Annotated in this window: 15 protein-coding genes; 8 read left to right on the top strand and 7 right to left on the bottom strand. The window is 64.5% G+C overall.

What is annotated here, in order from left to right; translation table 11 throughout:
- Positions 1-57: 57 nt before the first annotated feature.
- On the top strand, positions 58-1,461 hold the full coding sequence (locus tag LIX00_RS23020) for an aryl-sulfate sulfotransferase (RefSeq protein ID WP_227356853.1): 1,404 nt from the start codon (positions 58-60) through the stop codon (positions 1,459-1,461).
- Between the two features lie 428 nt (positions 1,462-1,889).
- Here LIX00_RS23020 and LIX00_RS23015 read toward each other — a convergent pair whose 3' ends face one another.
- The 4 genes from LIX00_RS23015 to hflX form a co-directional block, all read right to left on the bottom strand.
- The gene (locus LIX00_RS23015; RefSeq protein WP_227356852.1) at positions 1,890-2,351 is read right to left on the bottom strand and encodes a NuoI/complex I 23 kDa subunit family protein; all 462 of its coding nucleotides are present in this window, start codon (positions 2,349-2,351) and stop codon (positions 1,890-1,892) included.
- Complete coding sequence (locus LIX00_RS23010; RefSeq protein ID WP_227356851.1) at positions 2,348-3,991, bottom strand: NADH-quinone oxidoreductase subunit D; 1,644 nt, start codon at positions 3,989-3,991, stop codon at positions 2,348-2,350. The genes LIX00_RS23015 and LIX00_RS23010 overlap by 4 nt, the downstream gene beginning before the upstream one ends.
- A complete protein-coding gene (locus LIX00_RS23005) occupies positions 3,988-4,650 on the bottom strand; it encodes an NADH-quinone oxidoreductase subunit B (protein WP_227357160.1) in 663 nt (220 codons plus the stop codon). The genes LIX00_RS23010 and LIX00_RS23005 overlap by 4 nt, the downstream gene beginning before the upstream one ends.
- A gap of 149 nt (positions 4,651-4,799) precedes the next feature.
- The gene (gene hflX, locus LIX00_RS23000; protein ID WP_227356850.1) at positions 4,800-6,095 is read right to left on the bottom strand and encodes a GTPase HflX; all 1,296 of its coding nucleotides are present in this window, start codon (positions 6,093-6,095) and stop codon (positions 4,800-4,802) included.
- A 362-nt stretch (positions 6,096-6,457) separates the two neighbouring features.
- On the opposite strand from hflX, the gene LIX00_RS22995 reads away from it, so the two are divergent.
- The 6 genes from LIX00_RS22995 to LIX00_RS22970 all read left to right on the top strand — a co-directional run bounded on the left by LIX00_RS22995 (position 6,458) and on the right by LIX00_RS22970 (position 13,249).
- A complete protein-coding gene (locus LIX00_RS22995; protein ID WP_227356849.1) occupies positions 6,458-6,856 on the top strand; it encodes a helix-turn-helix domain-containing protein in 399 nt (132 codons plus the stop codon).
- A 94-nt stretch (positions 6,857-6,950) separates the two neighbouring features.
- Positions 6,951-7,379, top strand: coding sequence for a universal stress protein (locus tag LIX00_RS22990; RefSeq protein WP_227356848.1), 429 nt, complete (start codon positions 6,951-6,953; stop codon positions 7,377-7,379).
- 217 nt (positions 7,380-7,596) lie between these two features.
- On the top strand, positions 7,597-8,856 hold the full coding sequence (locus LIX00_RS22985; RefSeq protein WP_227356847.1) for an ABC transporter permease: 1,260 nt from the start codon (positions 7,597-7,599) through the stop codon (positions 8,854-8,856).
- A gap of 303 nt (positions 8,857-9,159) precedes the next feature.
- Positions 9,160-10,788: an ArnT family glycosyltransferase gene (locus tag LIX00_RS22980; protein WP_227356846.1), complete on the top strand. Its 1,629-nt coding sequence runs from the start codon at positions 9,160-9,162 to the stop codon at positions 10,786-10,788.
- A 123-nt stretch (positions 10,789-10,911) separates the two neighbouring features.
- Positions 10,912-12,153: an FG-GAP-like repeat-containing protein gene (locus LIX00_RS22975; RefSeq protein WP_227356845.1), complete on the top strand. Its 1,242-nt coding sequence runs from the start codon at positions 10,912-10,914 to the stop codon at positions 12,151-12,153.
- Positions 12,154-12,229: 76 nt separating this feature from the next.
- Positions 12,230-13,249, top strand: coding sequence for a Gfo/Idh/MocA family protein (locus LIX00_RS22970; protein WP_227356844.1), 1,020 nt, complete (start codon positions 12,230-12,232; stop codon positions 13,247-13,249).
- Positions 13,250-13,288: 39 nt separating this feature from the next.
- Here the strand turns inward: LIX00_RS22970 and LIX00_RS22965 are convergent, their stop codons facing one another.
- Together LIX00_RS22965 and ctaD are read right to left on the bottom strand one after the other, a co-directional pair.
- On the bottom strand, positions 13,289-13,498 hold the full coding sequence (locus LIX00_RS22965) for a DUF6684 family protein (protein ID WP_227356843.1): 210 nt from the start codon (positions 13,496-13,498) through the stop codon (positions 13,289-13,291).
- Positions 13,498-15,195: a cytochrome c oxidase subunit I gene (gene ctaD, locus LIX00_RS22960; protein ID WP_227357159.1), complete on the bottom strand. Its 1,698-nt coding sequence runs from the start codon at positions 15,193-15,195 to the stop codon at positions 13,498-13,500. The genes LIX00_RS22965 and ctaD overlap by 1 nt, the downstream gene beginning before the upstream one ends.
- 346 nt (positions 15,196-15,541) lie before the next feature.
- Between ctaD and LIX00_RS22955 the strand changes: the two genes are divergently transcribed.
- Positions 15,542-16,438, top strand: a complete 897-nt coding sequence (locus LIX00_RS22955) for an NAD-dependent epimerase/dehydratase family protein (RefSeq protein ID WP_227356842.1) — start codon at positions 15,542-15,544, stop codon at positions 16,436-16,438.
- Positions 16,439-16,709: 271 nt separating this feature from the next.
- Here the strand turns inward: LIX00_RS22955 and LIX00_RS22950 are convergent, their stop codons facing one another.
- Positions 16,710-17,570: a succinate dehydrogenase/fumarate reductase iron-sulfur subunit gene (locus LIX00_RS22950; protein WP_227357158.1), complete on the bottom strand. Its 861-nt coding sequence runs from the start codon at positions 17,568-17,570 to the stop codon at positions 16,710-16,712.
- Between the last annotated feature and the right edge of the window lie 142 nt (positions 17,571-17,712).

Here is a 17,712-nt window from a genome sequence, read left to right as displayed (position 1 = left end):
CCAACAGTGCCGGACGAAACACAAAATACTCAAAGTGAACGTTCCCGAGTATAGTCTATGGACTGGACGGAACGACTACCGCCGCGGCCGTGGATCGTGCGCGGTGTCGTCTTACTGCTGGTCGTCGCCCTGCTCGCGCCCTCCGCCGTCTCCGCGATAACGTACGACCAAGAGGAATCGAACCTCCAACGAGGAACCATCGAGAGCCCCGCCAACGGAACGACGGTCATCAGCGTCCAAGGGTTCCACTTCCAGGGGAAGGGGAACAAGAAAAAGCCCGCCCGCCTCGTCGCCGTCGGCCCGAAGGGGAACGTCGAGTGGGTGCACAACGGGTCGAAGGAAGGCGCGACGTGGTTCTACGACGTCGACCCGCTTCCGAACGGAAACCTGTTCGTCGTCTCGACGCAGCGCGGCGGCACGCTCGTCTACGAGTACAATCCGGAGACCAAGGAGAAGGTCTGGAAGCAGTTCCTCGAAATCCACGACACGCACGACGTCGACCTCATCAACAACGGGACGCAGTTGCTCGTCGCCAACATGCGCGCCTACAACGAAACCACCGGGCAGAACGACGACAGCATCTACGTCTACGACCTGGAGAAGGATAAAATCGTCTGGCGCTGGTACTTCCGCAACTACTACGAGAAGAGCGCCGGAATGGACGAGTACACGGGCGACTGGACGCACGTCAACGACGTGGACAAGATCGGCCCGGGTAAGTACATGGCCGACCCGCGGAACATGGACGAAGTCCTCGTCATCGACCGCGAAACGAAGAACGTCACGGTGAAACTCGGCGAGGACGGTAGCAACCACGACATCCTCTACGAGCAGCACAACCCCGACTACCTCGAAAGCGAGTCGGGCAATCCGACCATCCTCGTCGCCGACTCGCACAACCACCGCGTCGTCGAGTACGCCAAGCGCGGCGGTAGCTGGGAGAAGACGTGGCAGATGGGTTCGTCCGAGAAATTCACCTGGCCCCGCGACGCCGACCGCCTGCCGAACGGCAACACGCTCATCGTCGACTCCTCGAACCACCGCGTCCTCGAAGTGACGCCGAAGGGGAAGATAGTCTGGGAGTTCTACTCCCCGTGGCTCCCCTACGACGCCGAGCGAATCGCCCACGGCGGCGGGTCGAACGGCCCGACGATGGCCGACCTCGGCGTCACCGGCGAGTATCAGGTGCACGGCAGCGCGAACATCGACCCCGGTACGGGCGACAGCGTGAAGATGTCGGTGTTACTGGCCGACGCGTTCAGCGGAACGTCGTTCGAGGACGAGATGCGACAGTACGGCGAGCAGTGGGACCAGGTGACGCCGTTCATCCGCCCCATCTGGATGAGCGAGTACGCCTTCATCGCCGCGCTGTTCGCCATCCTGCTGGTGCTCGGCTTGGCCGTCGGCGAACTGGTCTACCAGCGAAAGCGGATTTACTACGGCGTGCGGCGGTTAGCCTGATTACGCCCGTTCGACCCCCCCGCCGATTCGACCGATGATCACGAAACGACGATTCGCGAAGGCAGTTCCGACGGGGGTACACCCCCCGTCGGGCTGTCTCTCGCTCCACGATATTCTGTACGACGACGGTCGCTCGGCGTCCGCGTCGAACGACGCTTCCGAAGCCGTAACGTTCGACGTGCGCATCGTTCGCGTCGAATCTTCGAAAACCGTGTTCGACGTACGGCGCGGTGCGTACACCGTGAACGTCGACGCGGAATCGGGACCGTCCGGCGAGTATCCGTGGAAAAACCCGGCGAGTTCGAATCTGCTCGTCGTCGAAATACGCGACGAAAAAATCGAGATGGCGGCGGTGACGCGGGAAGCGGCCCGGAGTTCGAATCCGCTACCGTCGCGCGAACGGGCTATCGAACGCCGACCGCCCGAAACTACTGGTAGTCAACGTCCCCCTCGCCCTCGCCGATCCACGCGCCCCTGTCGGGTTCGCGCGACTCCAGCGGGTCGATGTCCTTGTACCACGGGACGTTCTTCAGTTGCTCTTTGTTGTAGACCAACTCGTCCTTCGTGTCGCCCGTGAACTCGAAGTTCTGGGTCAGCAAAATCGCGTCCACCGGACAGACCTCCTCGCAGAGTCGGCAGTAGATGCACTGGCCGACGTGGAGGTTGTACTGCTCGCCGTTTCGTTGGTCGTCCATCACTATCTGGATGGTGTCGTTCGGGCAGACGTTCTCGCACTGGCGACACCAGATGCAGCGCTCCTGGCTGAACTTGTGGATGCCGCGGAAGCGCGGGCTCACCTCGGGCGCGACATCCGGATACTCCACCGTGAACGTCGCCCCGTCGAGCGCGTGTTTCATCGTCGTCGCCATCGATTTCAGTATCCCGATCATCGGTCGACGCTCCCGAGCACGATGTCAAGGCTCCCGAGCGACGCGATGAGGTCCGGCACGTACTCGCCGGTCGCCATCTCCGGAAGCGCGGAGAGGTTGTGGAAACACGGGCTGCGAATCTTGAAGCGCGCCGGCTTCGACGTGTTGTCGGAGCGGATGTAGACGCCGAGTTCGCCCTTCGCGGCTTCGACCGCGCGGTACGTTTCGGCGTCCATCGGCGGTTTGAGCGTCCTGGGGACGTTCGACTGGAGTTCGCGGTCGTCTTCCGGCCAGTCTTCGAGCAGTTCGACGCACTGCTCGACGATTCTGGCCGATTGCTGAACCTCCCGGAGGCGAACCAGCACGCGCGAGTAGTTGTCGCACCCGTCCTCGGTGACGACCTCCCAATCGAGTTCCGGGTAGTAGCCGTAGGGGTCGTCGCGGCGCAGGTCGTAGTCGACGCCCGACCCGCGGGCGACCGGCCCGGTCACGCCGTACTCCTTCGCGACGTCGGGTTCGAGGACGCCCGTGCCGACGCACCGGAGTTGGAATATCTCGTTGTTCGTGAGGAGGTTGTGGTACTCCTCGAGCGCCCTCGGCAGCGCGTCGACGAAGTCGCGCGTCTTCTCGAAGAACTCCTCGCGCGGCTCCGGAATGTCCCAGATGACCCCCCCGAGGCGGAAGTAGTTGAACATCATGCGCTGGCCGGTGAGGTCCTCCAGGATGCTCTGGGTCTTCTCGCGGTCGCGGAACGCGTACTGGAAGATGGCGGTGAAATCGCCGTACACGTCCAGCGCGAACGTTCCGACCGCGAGGAAGTGTCCCGCCATCCGCGAGAGTTCGACCCCGAGCGTCCGAAGCACCTTCGCGTAGTCCGGAACGTCGATGTCCGCGAGGTCCTCGATGGCCCGCGCGTACGCCCACTCGTTGGTCATGTTCGCGGTGTAGTCCCACCGGTCGGGGTACGGCATTATCTCGTGCCGGTAGTTGCCGGTCTGGGCCATCTGCTCCTCGCAGCGGTGGAGGTAGCCGATGTCCGGTTCCACGTCGAGCACCTGCTCGCCGTCCAACACGGTTTCGAGATGGAGCACGCCGTGTGTGGCCGGGTGGTGCGGCCCGATGTTGATGAAGATGGTGTCCGCGTCGCCGCCGACGTGGTCTTCCAACAGCGGGTTCCGGTGCTCCTCCAGCGTCACTATCTGGGGTCTGTCCTGATCGTAGTCCAGCGAGAGCGGGTGGCCCTGCCACGTCTCGGGCAGCAGGATGCGACGCATGTCCGGGTGCCCGTCGTACTCGATGCCGACGAGGTCGTGCGCCTCGCGCTCGTGCCAGTTCGCGGTGCGGTAGACGGGTTCGGCCGTCTGGCTCACCGGCTCGTCCGTGGACGTCGGCACGACGACGCTCACCTCCTGTCGCGGGTCGTCGTACTTCTTCAGGTGGTAGATGCTCTCGTAGCGGTCGCGGTACTGTTGGGCCGTCAGACACGAGAGGTGGTCGAATCCGGCCTCGTCGCGCAGGAGGGTGAGCGCGTCCTGCACCTCGTCGGGTCGAATCACGAAGCCCGGCGCGTTGTAGTGGTCGTCGCGGCCGATGACGTGATCGCCCAGCAACTCCGCGAGTTCGTCGTCGTCGACCAGCGGTTCCTGCACTCCCGAACTCACGGCGAATCAACCCAGTTGTAGCGCATGACGAGCGTGTCCTCGTCGATTTGGTCGGCGAGCGATTCGACGAGTTCGTCGCGTTCGAGGTCGCCGAACTGCTCCAGTTCGTACGGCTTCACGACGACCGGACTCGCCTCGCCGTGGGCGATTCGTTCCTGTAACTTGGCGATGCCGTAGATGAGCGCCTCGGGGCGCGGCGGGCATCCGGGGACGTGGATGTCGCACGGAAGCACCTCCTCCGCGCCCTTGATGACGTTGTATCCCCCTTGGAACGGGCCGCCGGAACAGGTGCACGACCCCATGCTGACGACGAACTTGGGTTCGGGCATCTGGTCGTAGACGCGCTTCATTCGGGGCGCGAACTTCGAGACGATGGTCCCCGGGATGATGATGACGTCGGCCTGTCGCGGCGACGCGCGCGGCACCCCTGCCCCGAAGCGGTCCAAGTCGTGTTTGACGGCGTAGGTGTGCATCATCTCGATGCTGCAGCAGGCGATGCCGAACTGGAGCATGAACATAGACGACCCTCGCACCCAGTTCATGAACGAATCGAACTTCGTGAGGATGAACGGCGACGTTCCGAGCGCGTCTCGGAGCTTCGAGTCGAACCGGTTCGGTAGCTGTTCTTTCGCCTTTTCCCGACTGGTCGGCGTGGCCATCCTGTCTTCGGGCGGACCGCCTTCCTGTATCTCTGGCTGTGATTTTTCACTCACGTTCCCCACCCCATCGCCCGCCTCGGCGGGCGTTAGAGGCCGTTAGGGAGGGACAGTGATGAATATTAGGACGATTCGGGCGAGTCGGCGCGGATTTAAGCCGAAATCGCGGCGGCCTTCGCCGCCGCTCGCTCGGCCACGCCGGGGTCGGCGTCGAACTCCACGACGACCCGCTCGCTGTCGCCCGGATATCGCACCGACTCGACGCGGGCGTGGTCGTAGAGCCACGAGAGGAACGACATCGTCTCGCTCGTGTTGGGAAGCCGCAGTCGGTCGGTCTTCCGGTCGGGCAGTTCGTCGGCGATTCGCCCCCGGAGCGCGTCGATACCGGTCCCCTCGGTCGCGCTCGCGACGACGGGGTCGGGCGCGAGGTCGGCGATTTCCGCGACTCGTTCGTCCAGTTCGTCGTCCGCGACGCGGTCCGCCTTGTTGAGAACCGTGAGGACCCGCTCCGCTTCGCCCTCGAGTAGGTCGAGCGAGGTTCGGAGTTTCTCGCGCAGTTCGGACGCCGGGTCGCTCGCGTCCGCGACGAGGCAGACGAGGTCCGCTTCGTAGGTCTCGGTCAGCGTCGCCTCGAACGATTCGACCAGCCAGTGCGGGAGGTCTCGGATGAACCCGACGGTGTCGGTGACGAGCGCCTTCCGCCCCCGAATCTCGGCCCGACGGGTCGTCGTTTCCAGCGTCTCGAAGAGGCGGTCTTCGACCGCGGCGCTCTCGTGGAGGTCGTCGTGACGCTCCGGGTCGAGTTCCATCTCGTCCGCCAATCGCCGCAGGAGCGTCGATTTCCCGGCGTTGGTATAGCCCGCGAGCGCCACGAGGTCGAAGCCGGCTCTCCGGCGCTTTTCGCGCCGCTGGCCGCCGACGTCGGAGATGCTGTCCAGCTTCGATTCGATTCGGTCGATACGGTTTTTGATATCGGTGATACGGCGGTTCTCCTTCTCCCCGAGGCCGCCCCGCGCCCGCCGCTCGTTCGCCACTTCCTTTTCGAGCCGAATCTCCGCTTGCACTCGGGGGAGTTCGTACCGGAGTCGCGCGAGTTTCACTTGCAGTTGGGCCTCCTTCGTTCCGGCCCGTCGGGCGAAGATGTGCAGGACGAGGCGATACCGGTCGATGATTTCCGTCTCGTCGGGACACAGCCGCCCGAGTTCGGAGGTCTGCCGCGGGCTGAGGGGGTTGTCGAAGACGACGGCGCTCGCGCCCGCCTCCGCGACCGTCTCGGCCAACTCCTCCGCCTTGCCGCGACCGAAGTGGTACGTCGAGTCCTCCGGCCGCGATTGGGTGACGGCGTCGACCACCTCGTAGCCCGCCGCGTCGGCGAGCGCCCGTATCTCCGTCGTTTCCGCTGTTCCGTCGTCCGCTCGTTTCGCGATGACCGCTGAACCTGTTTGCATGGTTGAAGGTTGAATCGTCTGCGTGCGTCTCTTCGTCGGTACCTCGGCGAAAATCGCCACTCGGCGCTGGTCGACGTCTCGCGAACGAAACCGGGAGGGTGGGTGCGCGCCGCTACCGTGAGGCGGACGACGACCCAACTGGCGCCCGGTCAGTGGAGGAGAGAGGTGGTCATGCTTCGACCTTGTTTGCCGAAACGACCATCTTCCTAAAAAAGGTTCCGGGGACGTCGGCCCTCCGACCGGACGACCGACGTCGGCCGCGAACGGGCCGACGTCGCGACCGGGGCCGCCCGAACGTTCCGGAGCGTCGTACGAGGCACACGAACCGTTTTACCCCCGTAGTTCCTACCGGGGGTCGTACGATGGCTGATTCCATGGCCGAGTACCTCCAGCAGGATATGGAGTGCGAAGGGCTGCTGGAGTGTATTCACGGACTCAAGGAACTCGACAGGAAGTGCTATCAGGTCGTGATAGACGGCGACGAGCCGATGACCATCGACGAGATAGCGGAGCGCATCGACCGCGAACGCTCCACCGCCTACCGCTCCATCCAGCGACTGTTACAGGCCGGCTTTATCCAGAAATCACAAGTGAACTACGAGCAGGGCGGCTACTACCACGTCTATCGACCGACCGACCCCGGCGAGGTGTCCCGCGACATGCGACGGATGGTGAACGAGTGGTACGCCGAGATGAGCCGGCTGATTCGGGAGTTCGAGGACAAGTACGCCGAGACGGAGCGACCGACCCCGACCGCGTGATCTCGGTCCCGAAAGACTCGTCCCGTACTTGCGGTCGGGGGCGCGGGAGAGGCCGCCGATAGTCATTTCCCGATTGCGAGCGAGATACGGAGGGATGTACGACCGTATCCTCCTCCCGACGGACGGAAGCGAGACGACCGAGAAAGCCGTTCGACAGGCGCTCGACATCGCGGCGACCTACGACGCGACCCTCCACGTCGTCTCGGTGGTAGACCAGACGGTCGTTCCGCCGGACGTTCGCGCCGATATCCTCTACGACGAACTCGAAGACGAGGCCGACGACGCCGTGGACGATATCAAGACGAAGGCGAGCGAAGCGGGAATCGACGTCGAGACCGCCGTGCTCCGGGGAACGCCGCACCGCGCCATCCTCGACTACGCCGACGACCACGATATCGATCTCGTCGTGATGGGCACGCACGGTCGCCGGGGACTCGACCGCTACCTCCTCGGAAGCGTCACGGAGAAAGTGGTTCGCATCTCCGACGTTCCCGTGCTCACGGTTAGGATGGAAGAAGCGTGAGCGAGATTCGAGCGGGCGGTCGAAAGTCGGCCGCGTCGGGAGTCGCCGGCGACGAGTAGCCCGGTCGCACGCGGGACGGCGAAAACCGTTCAAACCCGTATAATCCGGCGTTTCGCCCGATTAAGAGGGCGTTTCGCGTCGTGGATTTTTGTCGGTGGCGCACGTAGCTGGTGACGGGTGGACGGGAAATGAAAGACACGAAGAACGACCGGGGCGGATGAACGTTCTCGAGAGCCTCCGGATAAGTTGGCGCAACATTCGCGAACACAAACTTCGCTCGACGCTGACGACGCTCGGCGTCATCATCGGCGTGGCCGCGGTCATCACGTTCGTCACGCTCGGTGCGAGCTTGCAGGCGGACATCGTCAACACCGTCGCGGGAGGGAACGCGGCGACGATGTACGTCTCCGCGCAGTCGGAGAGCCAGACCGGCCTTCCGAACTTCGGCGACGGCGGACAGACGATATTCACCGAGCACGACATCAACGAGATTCGGTCCCTGCAAGGCGTCGAAGCCGCGGTTCCGGAGAGCGGCGTCGCCGCCTCGACGGTCGGGTTCAACAACTCGACGGTGGGTCGACAGTGGGTCGTCGTGACGACGCCGTCGTACTTCGACGTGAAGAACAAGGAGTTCATCGCGGGCGGGGCGTTCCAGAGCGGGGAACGCGAAGTCGTCCTGAATCGCCCCGCCACGCGGATGTTCGGGAACGAGAACGTCTCCGTCGGCGACAACATCACCCTCACGCGGGCCGCGGGCGGTCGACAGGTGAACGCGACGGTCGTCGGTATCGTCGAACCGTCCGAGGAGTCGGCCCTCAGCATCAGCGAAGGGCCGACGCCGCGCATCTTCGCGCCGACCGACCCGTTCTACCAGCGAACGGTGTACAGCCCCTCGGCGAACGAGAACCAGCGCGTCTACGGACGAGTGCTCGTACTGGCGGAGAATCCGGCGAAGGTGGACGCGGTGCAGGGTCGAGTGTACACGTACCTCGGAGAACGCTCCGACGCCCGACAGCTGAAATCGAGTAACTATCGGTTCAAAGTCACCACGCAGGAGGAACTCATCAACCAGGTCAAACAGGTGAGCAACACGTTCACCGCGTACATAACCGGTATCGCGCTCATCTCGCTCGTGGTCGGTGCCATCGGCATCGCCAACATCATGCTCGTGAGCGTCACCGAGCGAACTCGCGAGATCGGCATCATGAAAGCCGTCGGCGCGCAAAACTCCGACGTGCTCCAGTTGTTCCTGTTCGAGGCGGTGTTGCTCGGCATGTTCGGGTCGGCGTTCGGCGCGCTCGTCGGACTCGGCGGCGGCTACGTCGCGGCGGAGTTCATCGGCTTACCGCTCGCGTTCCGACCCGAATGGTTCGGTATCGCCGTCGCGGTCGGCGTTATCGTCGGTATCCTGGCCGGAATCTACCCGGCGTGGGACGCCGCACAAACCGACCCCATCGACGCGCTTCGCTACGAGTAACGCGGACGTCTCGACGATGCGGCGCTCGACCGGACGGCGACGACGGCGCGACGAGACCGCCGCTCGCCGCGAGAGACGCTCCGGGTCGCTCGCAACCGGTCGACCGGCGCGCCCTCCGCGCGGAACAGTTCAGAAATTCGACGTTACTTCCGGGGAACGATCGCCTACCGTCGTCCTGAGGTCGGTATTCGTCACTGTACCGCCGATAGCCACTGGATAACAAAGAACGAATCCGGCGATAGTCCCCCTCGAACGAGAACGCCGCCGCCGTGCTCCGCCGAGCGGTCGCCTCCGATTCCAACCATGGCTAGTCATCAGACGGACTCGAAAACGACACAAGAACAGCACGGACTCGGTTACGAGCTACCGTGGCTTCTCCCGGCGTTACTCGCCGGATTCGGTATTTTTTACTTCTATCTCAGCTCTCACTCGTACCCCTCGTTCGGGGCGGGACTGTACTTCCAGATCGCGGAACACATCGGCGAGAACGGGTACGCCCTCCCGAAGACCATCCCGGGATACACCGCCGACGGCGTCCCGTTCGCCTACCCGCCGCTCATGTTCTACGCGTTGGCGGTGATACTCGACGTGACGCACCTGAGCCCGTTCACTATCGCCCGATTCCTTCCCGGGCTCGTCACCGTCGCGTACCTCGTCCCGCTGTACTTCTTCGTCCGCGACCTGTCCGGGTCGCGACCGCAGGCGTCGCTCGCGACCCTCATCGTCGCCGTCAGCCCGCAGATACTCCAGTGGCACATCTCCGCCGGCGGCATCGTCCGCGCGCCGGCCATGCTGTTCGCGCTCACCGGCATCTACTCGGGGCTCCACCTCTTTCGAGAGCGCGACGTTCGGTGGCTCGTCCCGTCGCTCATCGCGTTCTCGCTGACGATTCTCACCCACCCCATGTACACCATCTTCTTCGCGATGAGCTTCTTCCTGCTCTACGTTCGGTTCGACCGGTCGCTTCGCGGGTTCCTCTACGGCTCGCTCGTCGGCGTCGGGGGCGTCGTCCTCACCGCGCCGTGGTGGAGCGCGGTGCTCTCGATGCACGGTTCGACCGTGTTCGCGGCCGCGGCGGGCACCCACGGCGGCATCGGGGGCGTTATTCCCACGGTGAAACACCTGTTCAAGCAACAACTCAACGAACCGCCGTTCCTGTCCGTTTGGTACATGATTCCCGCCGTCGGGTGTCTCTGGCTAGTGCTGAAACGGGAGTTCTTCCTGCCGGCGTGGTTGTTCGTCGTCGTCGCGGCCATAGGCGAACCCCGTTTCGTGTTCCTCGTCGGCGCGCTCGTCAGCGCGCGATTCGTCTTCGACGGAATCGCTCGCTGGTTGAAGGACGGCGCGTTGGTGTCGCTGAACCGAGAGAAGGTCGTGACGTTCTCGGTCGTGCTCCTCGTGACCGTCGGACTCAGCGGCGGGACGCTGTACGCGACGGGCGGGTTGAACGCTCACGCCGGGAGTCCGTCGCTTCCGCAGTTCGTGGACGACGGCGACGTCGAGGCGATGGCGTGGGCGGAATCGAACACCAGTCCGTCCGCGGAGTTCGTCGTGCTGGGGGACGCGGCCGAGTGGTTTCCGCAGCAGACCGACCGGACGATACTCGTCGGCCCCTGGGGCGTCGAGTGGAAGGGTCACTCCCAGTATCGCTCCCAGTTGCGTCACTTCCGCCAGCTATCGCGGTGTCACAGTTCGTACTGCTTGACGGGACGGTTGATGGAGATTCGAGTCCACCCCGACTACGTCTACGTTCCGAAAGGAACCTACACGATTCGCGGGATGCAGATGTCGCAACCGAACACGATGATGGCGACCATGCTCTCCTCGTCGCAGTATCGCCTCGTGTTCGAAAACGACGGAGTCGCCATCTTCGAGGTGGCGGATGGGTGGCACCCGACCACTTCCGGTCCGACGGGACCGCTCCCGACGTAGCGTTCGTCCGATCAGATCGGGACGTTCGCCGACGCTCGCGGGGCGCAGAACGAACGTGGTACGCGCCTCGAATCCCGTCGCCGAGAGGGAGCGCTTTTCCCCGACGAATTCCAAGGACACTCGATGCGCTTCACAACCGGGGCGGTTCTCTTCGTCGCCGTCGCCGCCCTCGTCGGCGTCGGATTCGTCGCGTTCGGCGCGAGCGACGGCGGGACGCTCTCGGAACGCTGGGTCAGCGACACCGGGCGAGACATGAACGGAAATCACCACGCCCCGGCGGCGGCCAACGTCTCGGGACGGTCGCTCGTCTTCGCGCCGATAAGCGACCGCGGAAACGGGACGGGGTGCGGGCTGTACGCGCTCGACGCGAACGACGGTAGCGTCGTCTGGGACGACCGGGTCTCGCCCGCCAACTGCACCCTCCACGCCGTTGCCGACCCGACCGTGGCGGACTTCGACGGCGACGGAACCCGAGAGGTGCTGGCGACGAGTACGGAGCAGCGAGTCACGGCCTACCATCCGCTCTCGGGCGACGAGGAGATGCGTCACGAACTCAGCGCGTATGGCTACACGCAGCCCGTCGTTTCGAACCTCGCGCCCGACTCGGGACGGGAGACCGCCGTGGTGGACGTGAAAGGGCAGCTCTCGGTCGTCCGGGCGAACGGAACCGCGCTGTGGAGTCGGAACCTCGGCGGCACGGTGTGGGCGCAACCCGCCGCCGCCGATTTCGACGCCGACGGTTCCACCGAACTCGCGGTCGGCGTGGCGTCGGCCGACGGCGGCCGCGTCGTGCTGCTGAACGGAGACAACCGAACCGAATGGCGGAACGACGCCGTCGATAGCTCCATCCTCTGGATGGGCACCGGACAGGCGGACGACGACCCCGCGATCGAGATCTCGGTCGCGACGTCGGGCGGTGCCGTCGTCCTCGTGGACGGGAACGACGGAAGCGTCGAGTGGCGCCGTTCGGTCGGCGACCTCGCGGCGGTTCACGACGTCTCGGACGCGGACGGGGACGGTACGCCGGAGGTGTACGCCGTCTCCCGCGACGGGACGCTGTTCGCGCTTCGGGCGACCGACGGCAGCGTCGAGTGGAAGACTTCGCTGACGACCGGTACGCAGATGACGCCGCCGCCGCTCGTCGGCGACGTGGACGGCGACGACGAGTCCGAACTCGTGGCGACGACGAACGACGGCACGGTCGCCGTCGTCGAACCCGACTCGGGCGACGTGTTGGCGACGTACGAGCGGTCGGTTCCCATCTACACGCATCCGGCGCTCGCCGACCTGGACGGCGACGGTGCCGAGGAAATTTACGTCACCTACGGTGACGGTCGGGTCGTCGCGCTCGCGTACGAATCGTAGCGACCGCCGTGAGACATAAGTCCCGACCCCGCCAACCGACGAGCGGAAAGATTTACTCCAGTCCCAGGTACAATTCATGTCAGGCGCAAATCCACAACAGGAGAAGCTTAGAGTCGGAGTCGTCGGCGGTGGTTACATCGGACAGACCGTCGGTCGGGAGTTCGAGGAAGACCCCCGCTCGACGGTCGTCGCCCTCGCGGACGTGAGCGATGCGGCGCGAGACGAGGCGGGAGAGAAACTCTACGTCGGGAAAGGCTCGCGGTACGAGGCGTACGACGAGATGCTCGACGCGGAGGAGTTGGACGCCGTACTCATCGGAACGCCGCACGCGTTCCACTACGAGCAGGTGACGAAGGCGTTCGACCGCGGACTACACGTCCTCTGCGACAAACCGCTCACGACCGACCGCGAGACGGCCCGCGAACTCGTCGAACGGAGCGAGGGCGACCAAGTGCTCATGGTCGGCTACCAGCGTCACCTCAATCAGGCGTTCGTCCGCGCGCGAGAGCGGTGGAACGGGACCGACCTGACGCCGCGGTTCATCAGCGCCGAGATCACGCAGAACTGGATCTCGCGGTTCGAGGACACGTGGCGAACCGACCCCGACCTCTCCGGCGGCGGCAACCTCTACGACACCGGCAGTCACCTCATCGACGCCGTCCTCTGGACGACCGGACTGACGCCCACCTCCGTGCAGGCGAACATGAAGTTCGCCGACGACGCCCGGCGGGTGGACAAACGGGCGCAACTCACGGTCGAGTTCGAGGAGGGGTCGTCCGCCAGCATCTCGGTGTACAGCGACGCGCCCTGCGTCCGCGAACACGTCCACGTCTGGGACGACGAGGGGGCGCTGTACCTCGAAGGGCGACAGTGGGAACCCCGCCAGTTGACGGAGATAGAAGAGGACAGTACGACCGTCGTCCCCTTCCTCGACAATCAACGCCACGATAGCAAGGCCGCGGCGTTCATCGACGCCATCGAGAGCGGGGAAGAACCCCCCGCGACCGCCCGCGACGCGTTCGCCGTGACCGCGCTCACGGAGGCGGCCTACGAGTCGGCGAGGTCGGGCGAGCGCGTCTCGATAGACCTCGACTGACGAACTTCCGATTTTCAGTTCGTCGCGTTCGACTCCGCTTCAGATGTAGTGCGCCGCCACCCACGTCAGCAGCGCGAGCACCAGAAGCGGGAAGATGGTCAGGAAGTGGGAGATGGCGTATATCAAGGGTTGGCCCTCCCACGGCGTCCAGACGGTGAACAGGACGACGAAGAACAGCAGGATGAGCATCGGAACGACGTTCACCGTGATGTCGAGGAGCGTCTCGCGGTCGAACGTGGAGTCGTCCATCAGTTCTCACCTCCCTCTTCGCCGCCGTCCGCGAGCGCGGTCTCGCGCTTCTTCTCGAACCACGTCCACTCGTTCGAGCGCAGTCCTTCCGCCTCGAGTCCCCACGGGTCGCCGCTCTCGACCTCGGGGCCTTCGTACCACGACTGGACGATGTTCCAGGTGAAGATGACCTGCCCCAGTCCGAGGACGTACGCGCCGAGGGTGGCGACCTGGTGCCACGTGGTGAACTGCGGGAGGTAGGTCGCGTACCGCCGCGGCATGCCGTCGTAGCCGAGGAACAGCATGGCGAAGAACGTCACGTTCACGCCGATCATCGTCAGCCAGAAGTGCCAGTGTGCGAGCTTCTTCTGGTACATCTTGCCGGTGTAGATGGGGAACCAGTAGTAGATGGCCGCGAACAACGCGACGGCGATGGCGCCGACCACGATGTAGTGGAAGTGGCCGATGACGTAGTAGGTGTCGTGGAGCACGAGGTCGACGGGAATCGCCGCCAAAAAGACCCCCGTCACGCCGCCGATGATGAAGTTCTGCACGAAACCGATGCTGAACAGCATCGGCGCGGTGAGGCGGAGTCGGCCGTTCCACATCGTGGTGATCCAGTTGAACACCTTCACCGCGCTCGGGATGGCGATGGCGAGCGACACCGCCATGAAACTGAGCCGAATCCGCGGGTCGATGCCGGTGGCGAACATGTGGTGGGCCCAGACGCCGAACGAAAGGACGCCGATGGCGAGCGTCGAGTAGACGACGAACTTGAACCCGAACAGCTTCCGCCCCGCGAATCGCGGGAGGATGAGGCTGACGAGGCCCATCGGCGGCAGGACGATGATGTACACCTCGGGGTGGCCGAAGAACCAGAAGAGGTGCTGCCACAGAATCGGGCCACCACCGCCCTGAGGCGCGAAGAAGGTCGTGCCGAAGTTGCGGTCCAACAGGAGCATGATGAGCGCGCTGCCGAGCATCGGGAACGCGAACAGGATGAGTCCCGACTGCGTGAGGACGGTCCACGAGAAGATGTCGAGGTTCGGCCAGCCGACGTCCTTGTCGCGCTCGGTGAAGATGGTGGCGATGAAGTTGATGGCTCCCATCGTCGTGCTGATGCCCGAGAGGTGCAAGCCGAGGAGCAGGAAGTCGACGCCGGGGTTCGCCTGCTCGACGGAGAGGGGCGTGTACATCGTCCACCCCGTCTGCGGGGGTTGGACGCCCGCGTTCGTCGCCATGAGCGGGAAGCCGATCCAGATGAAGATCGCGGCGGGCGGGAGGAGCCAGAAGGCGATGGCGTTGATGCGCGGGAACGCCATGTCGTCCGCCCCGATGAGCAGCGGGATGAAGTAGTTCGCGAACGCCGCGATCATCGGCGTCGCGAACAGGAACAGCATGGTGGTACCGTGCGAGGTCATCAACCCGTTGTACGTCGTCGCCTCGAGGATGTTGCTCTCCGGGGCTATCAGTTCGGTTCGCATGAGCATCGCGCCGAATCCGGCCCACGTCAGCGCGACGAGACCGAAGGTTCCGTAGAGCAATCCGATGTCCTTGTGGTCGACCGTCGTCAGCCAGCGAACGATTCCGGCCGGCTTCTCCGCGTACTCGACGCGTCGGTCTTCGACTTGACCCCACCCCCCACCTGCGGGCGTGTACGACCGCCAGTCCTCAACGCGCAGTACGTAGTACAGCACGAGGAGGAGGAACCCGCCCATCAGGATGGTGAGCGCCAAGTCCGTCGTAAGCGCAACCATCGTACTGGGTACTCGGTCGGAGGATGGTAATTCCTTTCGGTCAGTTGTCATTTATTCCGACCCGGTTCGCGTCCAATCTATGACCTGACTTGATTGCGACGGTACGAGTTCGGAACGCCGACCGGAAGCCGACGAACGGTCACCGAGGGAGGTGCGCTCGATTCGCGACGGGGAACGAGTCTATGGCGGCGTTCGCGCCGACGATTCGACCGTCGAAGGGACTGAGCGTCCGGATGTCCGAACAGGACTTCGGAATTTCCCGGGGGGATGCGCCGGGCTATTAGGGAGCGCGGACGAAAGTACGACCATGACCGAGACGGTCGCCGTCACCGGAGGTAACGGTCGCGTCGGGCGGAGCGTGCTGGCGCACTTGAACGACGAGGGCTACCGGACCGTCAACCTCTCGCGGGGGAAGCGAGCGGAGGAGCGTTCGGACGCGTATCTCACGACCGATCTGCTGGACGCGGGCGAGGTTTACGGCTCGCTCGCGAAGAGCGACGCCGACGCGGTGGTTCACCTGGGGATGATTCCGACGCCGGACCGAACGCCGGGCTATCGAACGTACGAGAGCAACGTCGTGTCCAGTTACCACGCGCTGGAAGCCGCGAGTGCGCTCGGAATCGACACGGTCGTTCTGGCGTCGAGTTTCAGCGCTATCGGCGGCGGCTTCGAGCCCGAAGGCATCACCGTGGACTACCTGCCGGTCGACGAGAGTCACCGTCTGACGCCGTCGAACCCGTACGGGTTGGGGAAGCAGGCGCTCGAAATCGCCGCCGACGGGTTCGCACGCCGCGTCGACGACCGACCGCGGACCATCGCGTCGCTCCGGTTTCCGTGGGTCGTCGACGACGCCCTCGCCCGCGAGACGTTCGTCGAGGCTGATCGCACGCTGACGGGGATGCGAAACTCGGAACACTTCCACACGCAGCGCAACACGCTGTTCACCTACGTCCACGCGTCGGACGCGGTCGACCTCGTCCGGCGGGCCGTCGAGGCCACCTTCGACGGGCACGAGCGAGTCTGGGTGTCGGCACCCGATACGAGCGCTGAAACGCCGACTCGAAAGCTCGTCGCGGAGGTCTTCCCCGACGTCGAAGTGCGCCGCGATTTCGGCGAGGGCGAATATTCGGCGCTCGTCGATACCACGAAGGCGCGGACGCTGTTCGACTGGGAGCCCGACTGGAGCTGGCGGCGGCTGGCCTGACGAGTCGGATGGCGAACCGGGCGAAGCGGGGTCGGTGATCGGATGCGTCGTGGCCGCCGATGAGGCTTACCGTCGTAGTCAACGCCTCCGGAACTCCGAACGAATCGGTCGAGTAGTAGTCGGTACCAGGGCGACACAGTCGTATTTTTGGCCGATCGTGGTACGTTTTCCCACGGAACGAAAGTCGCACTCGCTCGTCTTCCGGGACGTGCGACAGGGGTGAAAACGTCCGCTCGGTTAGACGCCGACGGAACTGTCGCTTGCGCAGAAATCACCAGAACTTGAGGTTCTGTTTCACCGCCTCGCGTTTGAGCTCCTGGATGTGCTCGGTCAGCGGGATGTCCTTCGGACACACCTCGGTACAGGAGAACTGCGTCTGGCACCGCCAGACGCCGTGGGTCTGGTCCATGAGGTTCAACCGGTGTTCTTTCATCCCCTCGCCCTCGCGCTCGTCCATGGCGAATCGGTACGCTTTGTTGATGGCCGCCGGGCCGAGATACCGCTCGTCTTCGGCGTAGATGTTGCACGAGGACATGCAGGCGGCGCACCAGATGCAGCGCGTGGACATCTTGATCTCCTCGCGGTTTTCGCGCGACTGGCGCTGCTCTTCCAGTTCGTCGTCCGGAAGCGAGTCGGTCTGGAGGTACGGTTCGACCGAGTGCATCTGGTCGTAGAAGTGCTCCATGTCCACGACGAGGTCTTTCACCACGTCCTGATGCGGGAGCGGTTCAACCTGCACCGGCTGGTCCAACTCGGCGACCTGCGCTCGGCAGGCGAGTCGCTGGCGTCCGTTGATGAACACGGCGTCGCTGCCGCAGATGGCCTGCCGACACGAGTGGCGCACCGTGAGCGACGAGTCGAAGTGGTCGCGAGCGTAGATGAGCGCGTCGAGGACGGTTAGCCCGCGCTCGAAGGGAACGTGGAAGTGGTCGAAGCGCGGCTTCGACTTCTCGGGCACCTCGGGGTCGTAGCGGAACACCTTCAGGTGCGCCGTCTCCGCTTCCTCCTCGGGCTTCCTTCCGGTTTCCCGCTCCCGCGTCCGTCGTTTTCTGGCGAGGCGGCGCTCCTGCGGCGACCGCTCCGCTCGGAACTCCTCGGCCTGCGCGTCTTCCGTCGGTTCCTCGGCGCTCATCTGTCCCTCGGAGCGCTCGATTTCCCGTTCTTGCTGACTCATAGGAACCCCCTAGAACGTACCTCGGTTCGCGCGACGATAAATGTCGCCGCCGATTTCCGCGGAGCGGGCGTCGCGGAACCGCCGACAGGCACTAGTCCCC

Origin of the sequence: Haladaptatus salinisoli, from assembly GCF_020614375.1 — an archaeon.
Lineage (GTDB): Archaea > Halobacteriota > Halobacteria > Halobacteriales > Haladaptataceae > Haladaptatus > Haladaptatus salinisoli.
This window is presented reverse-complemented; position numbering and strand designations above follow the sequence as displayed.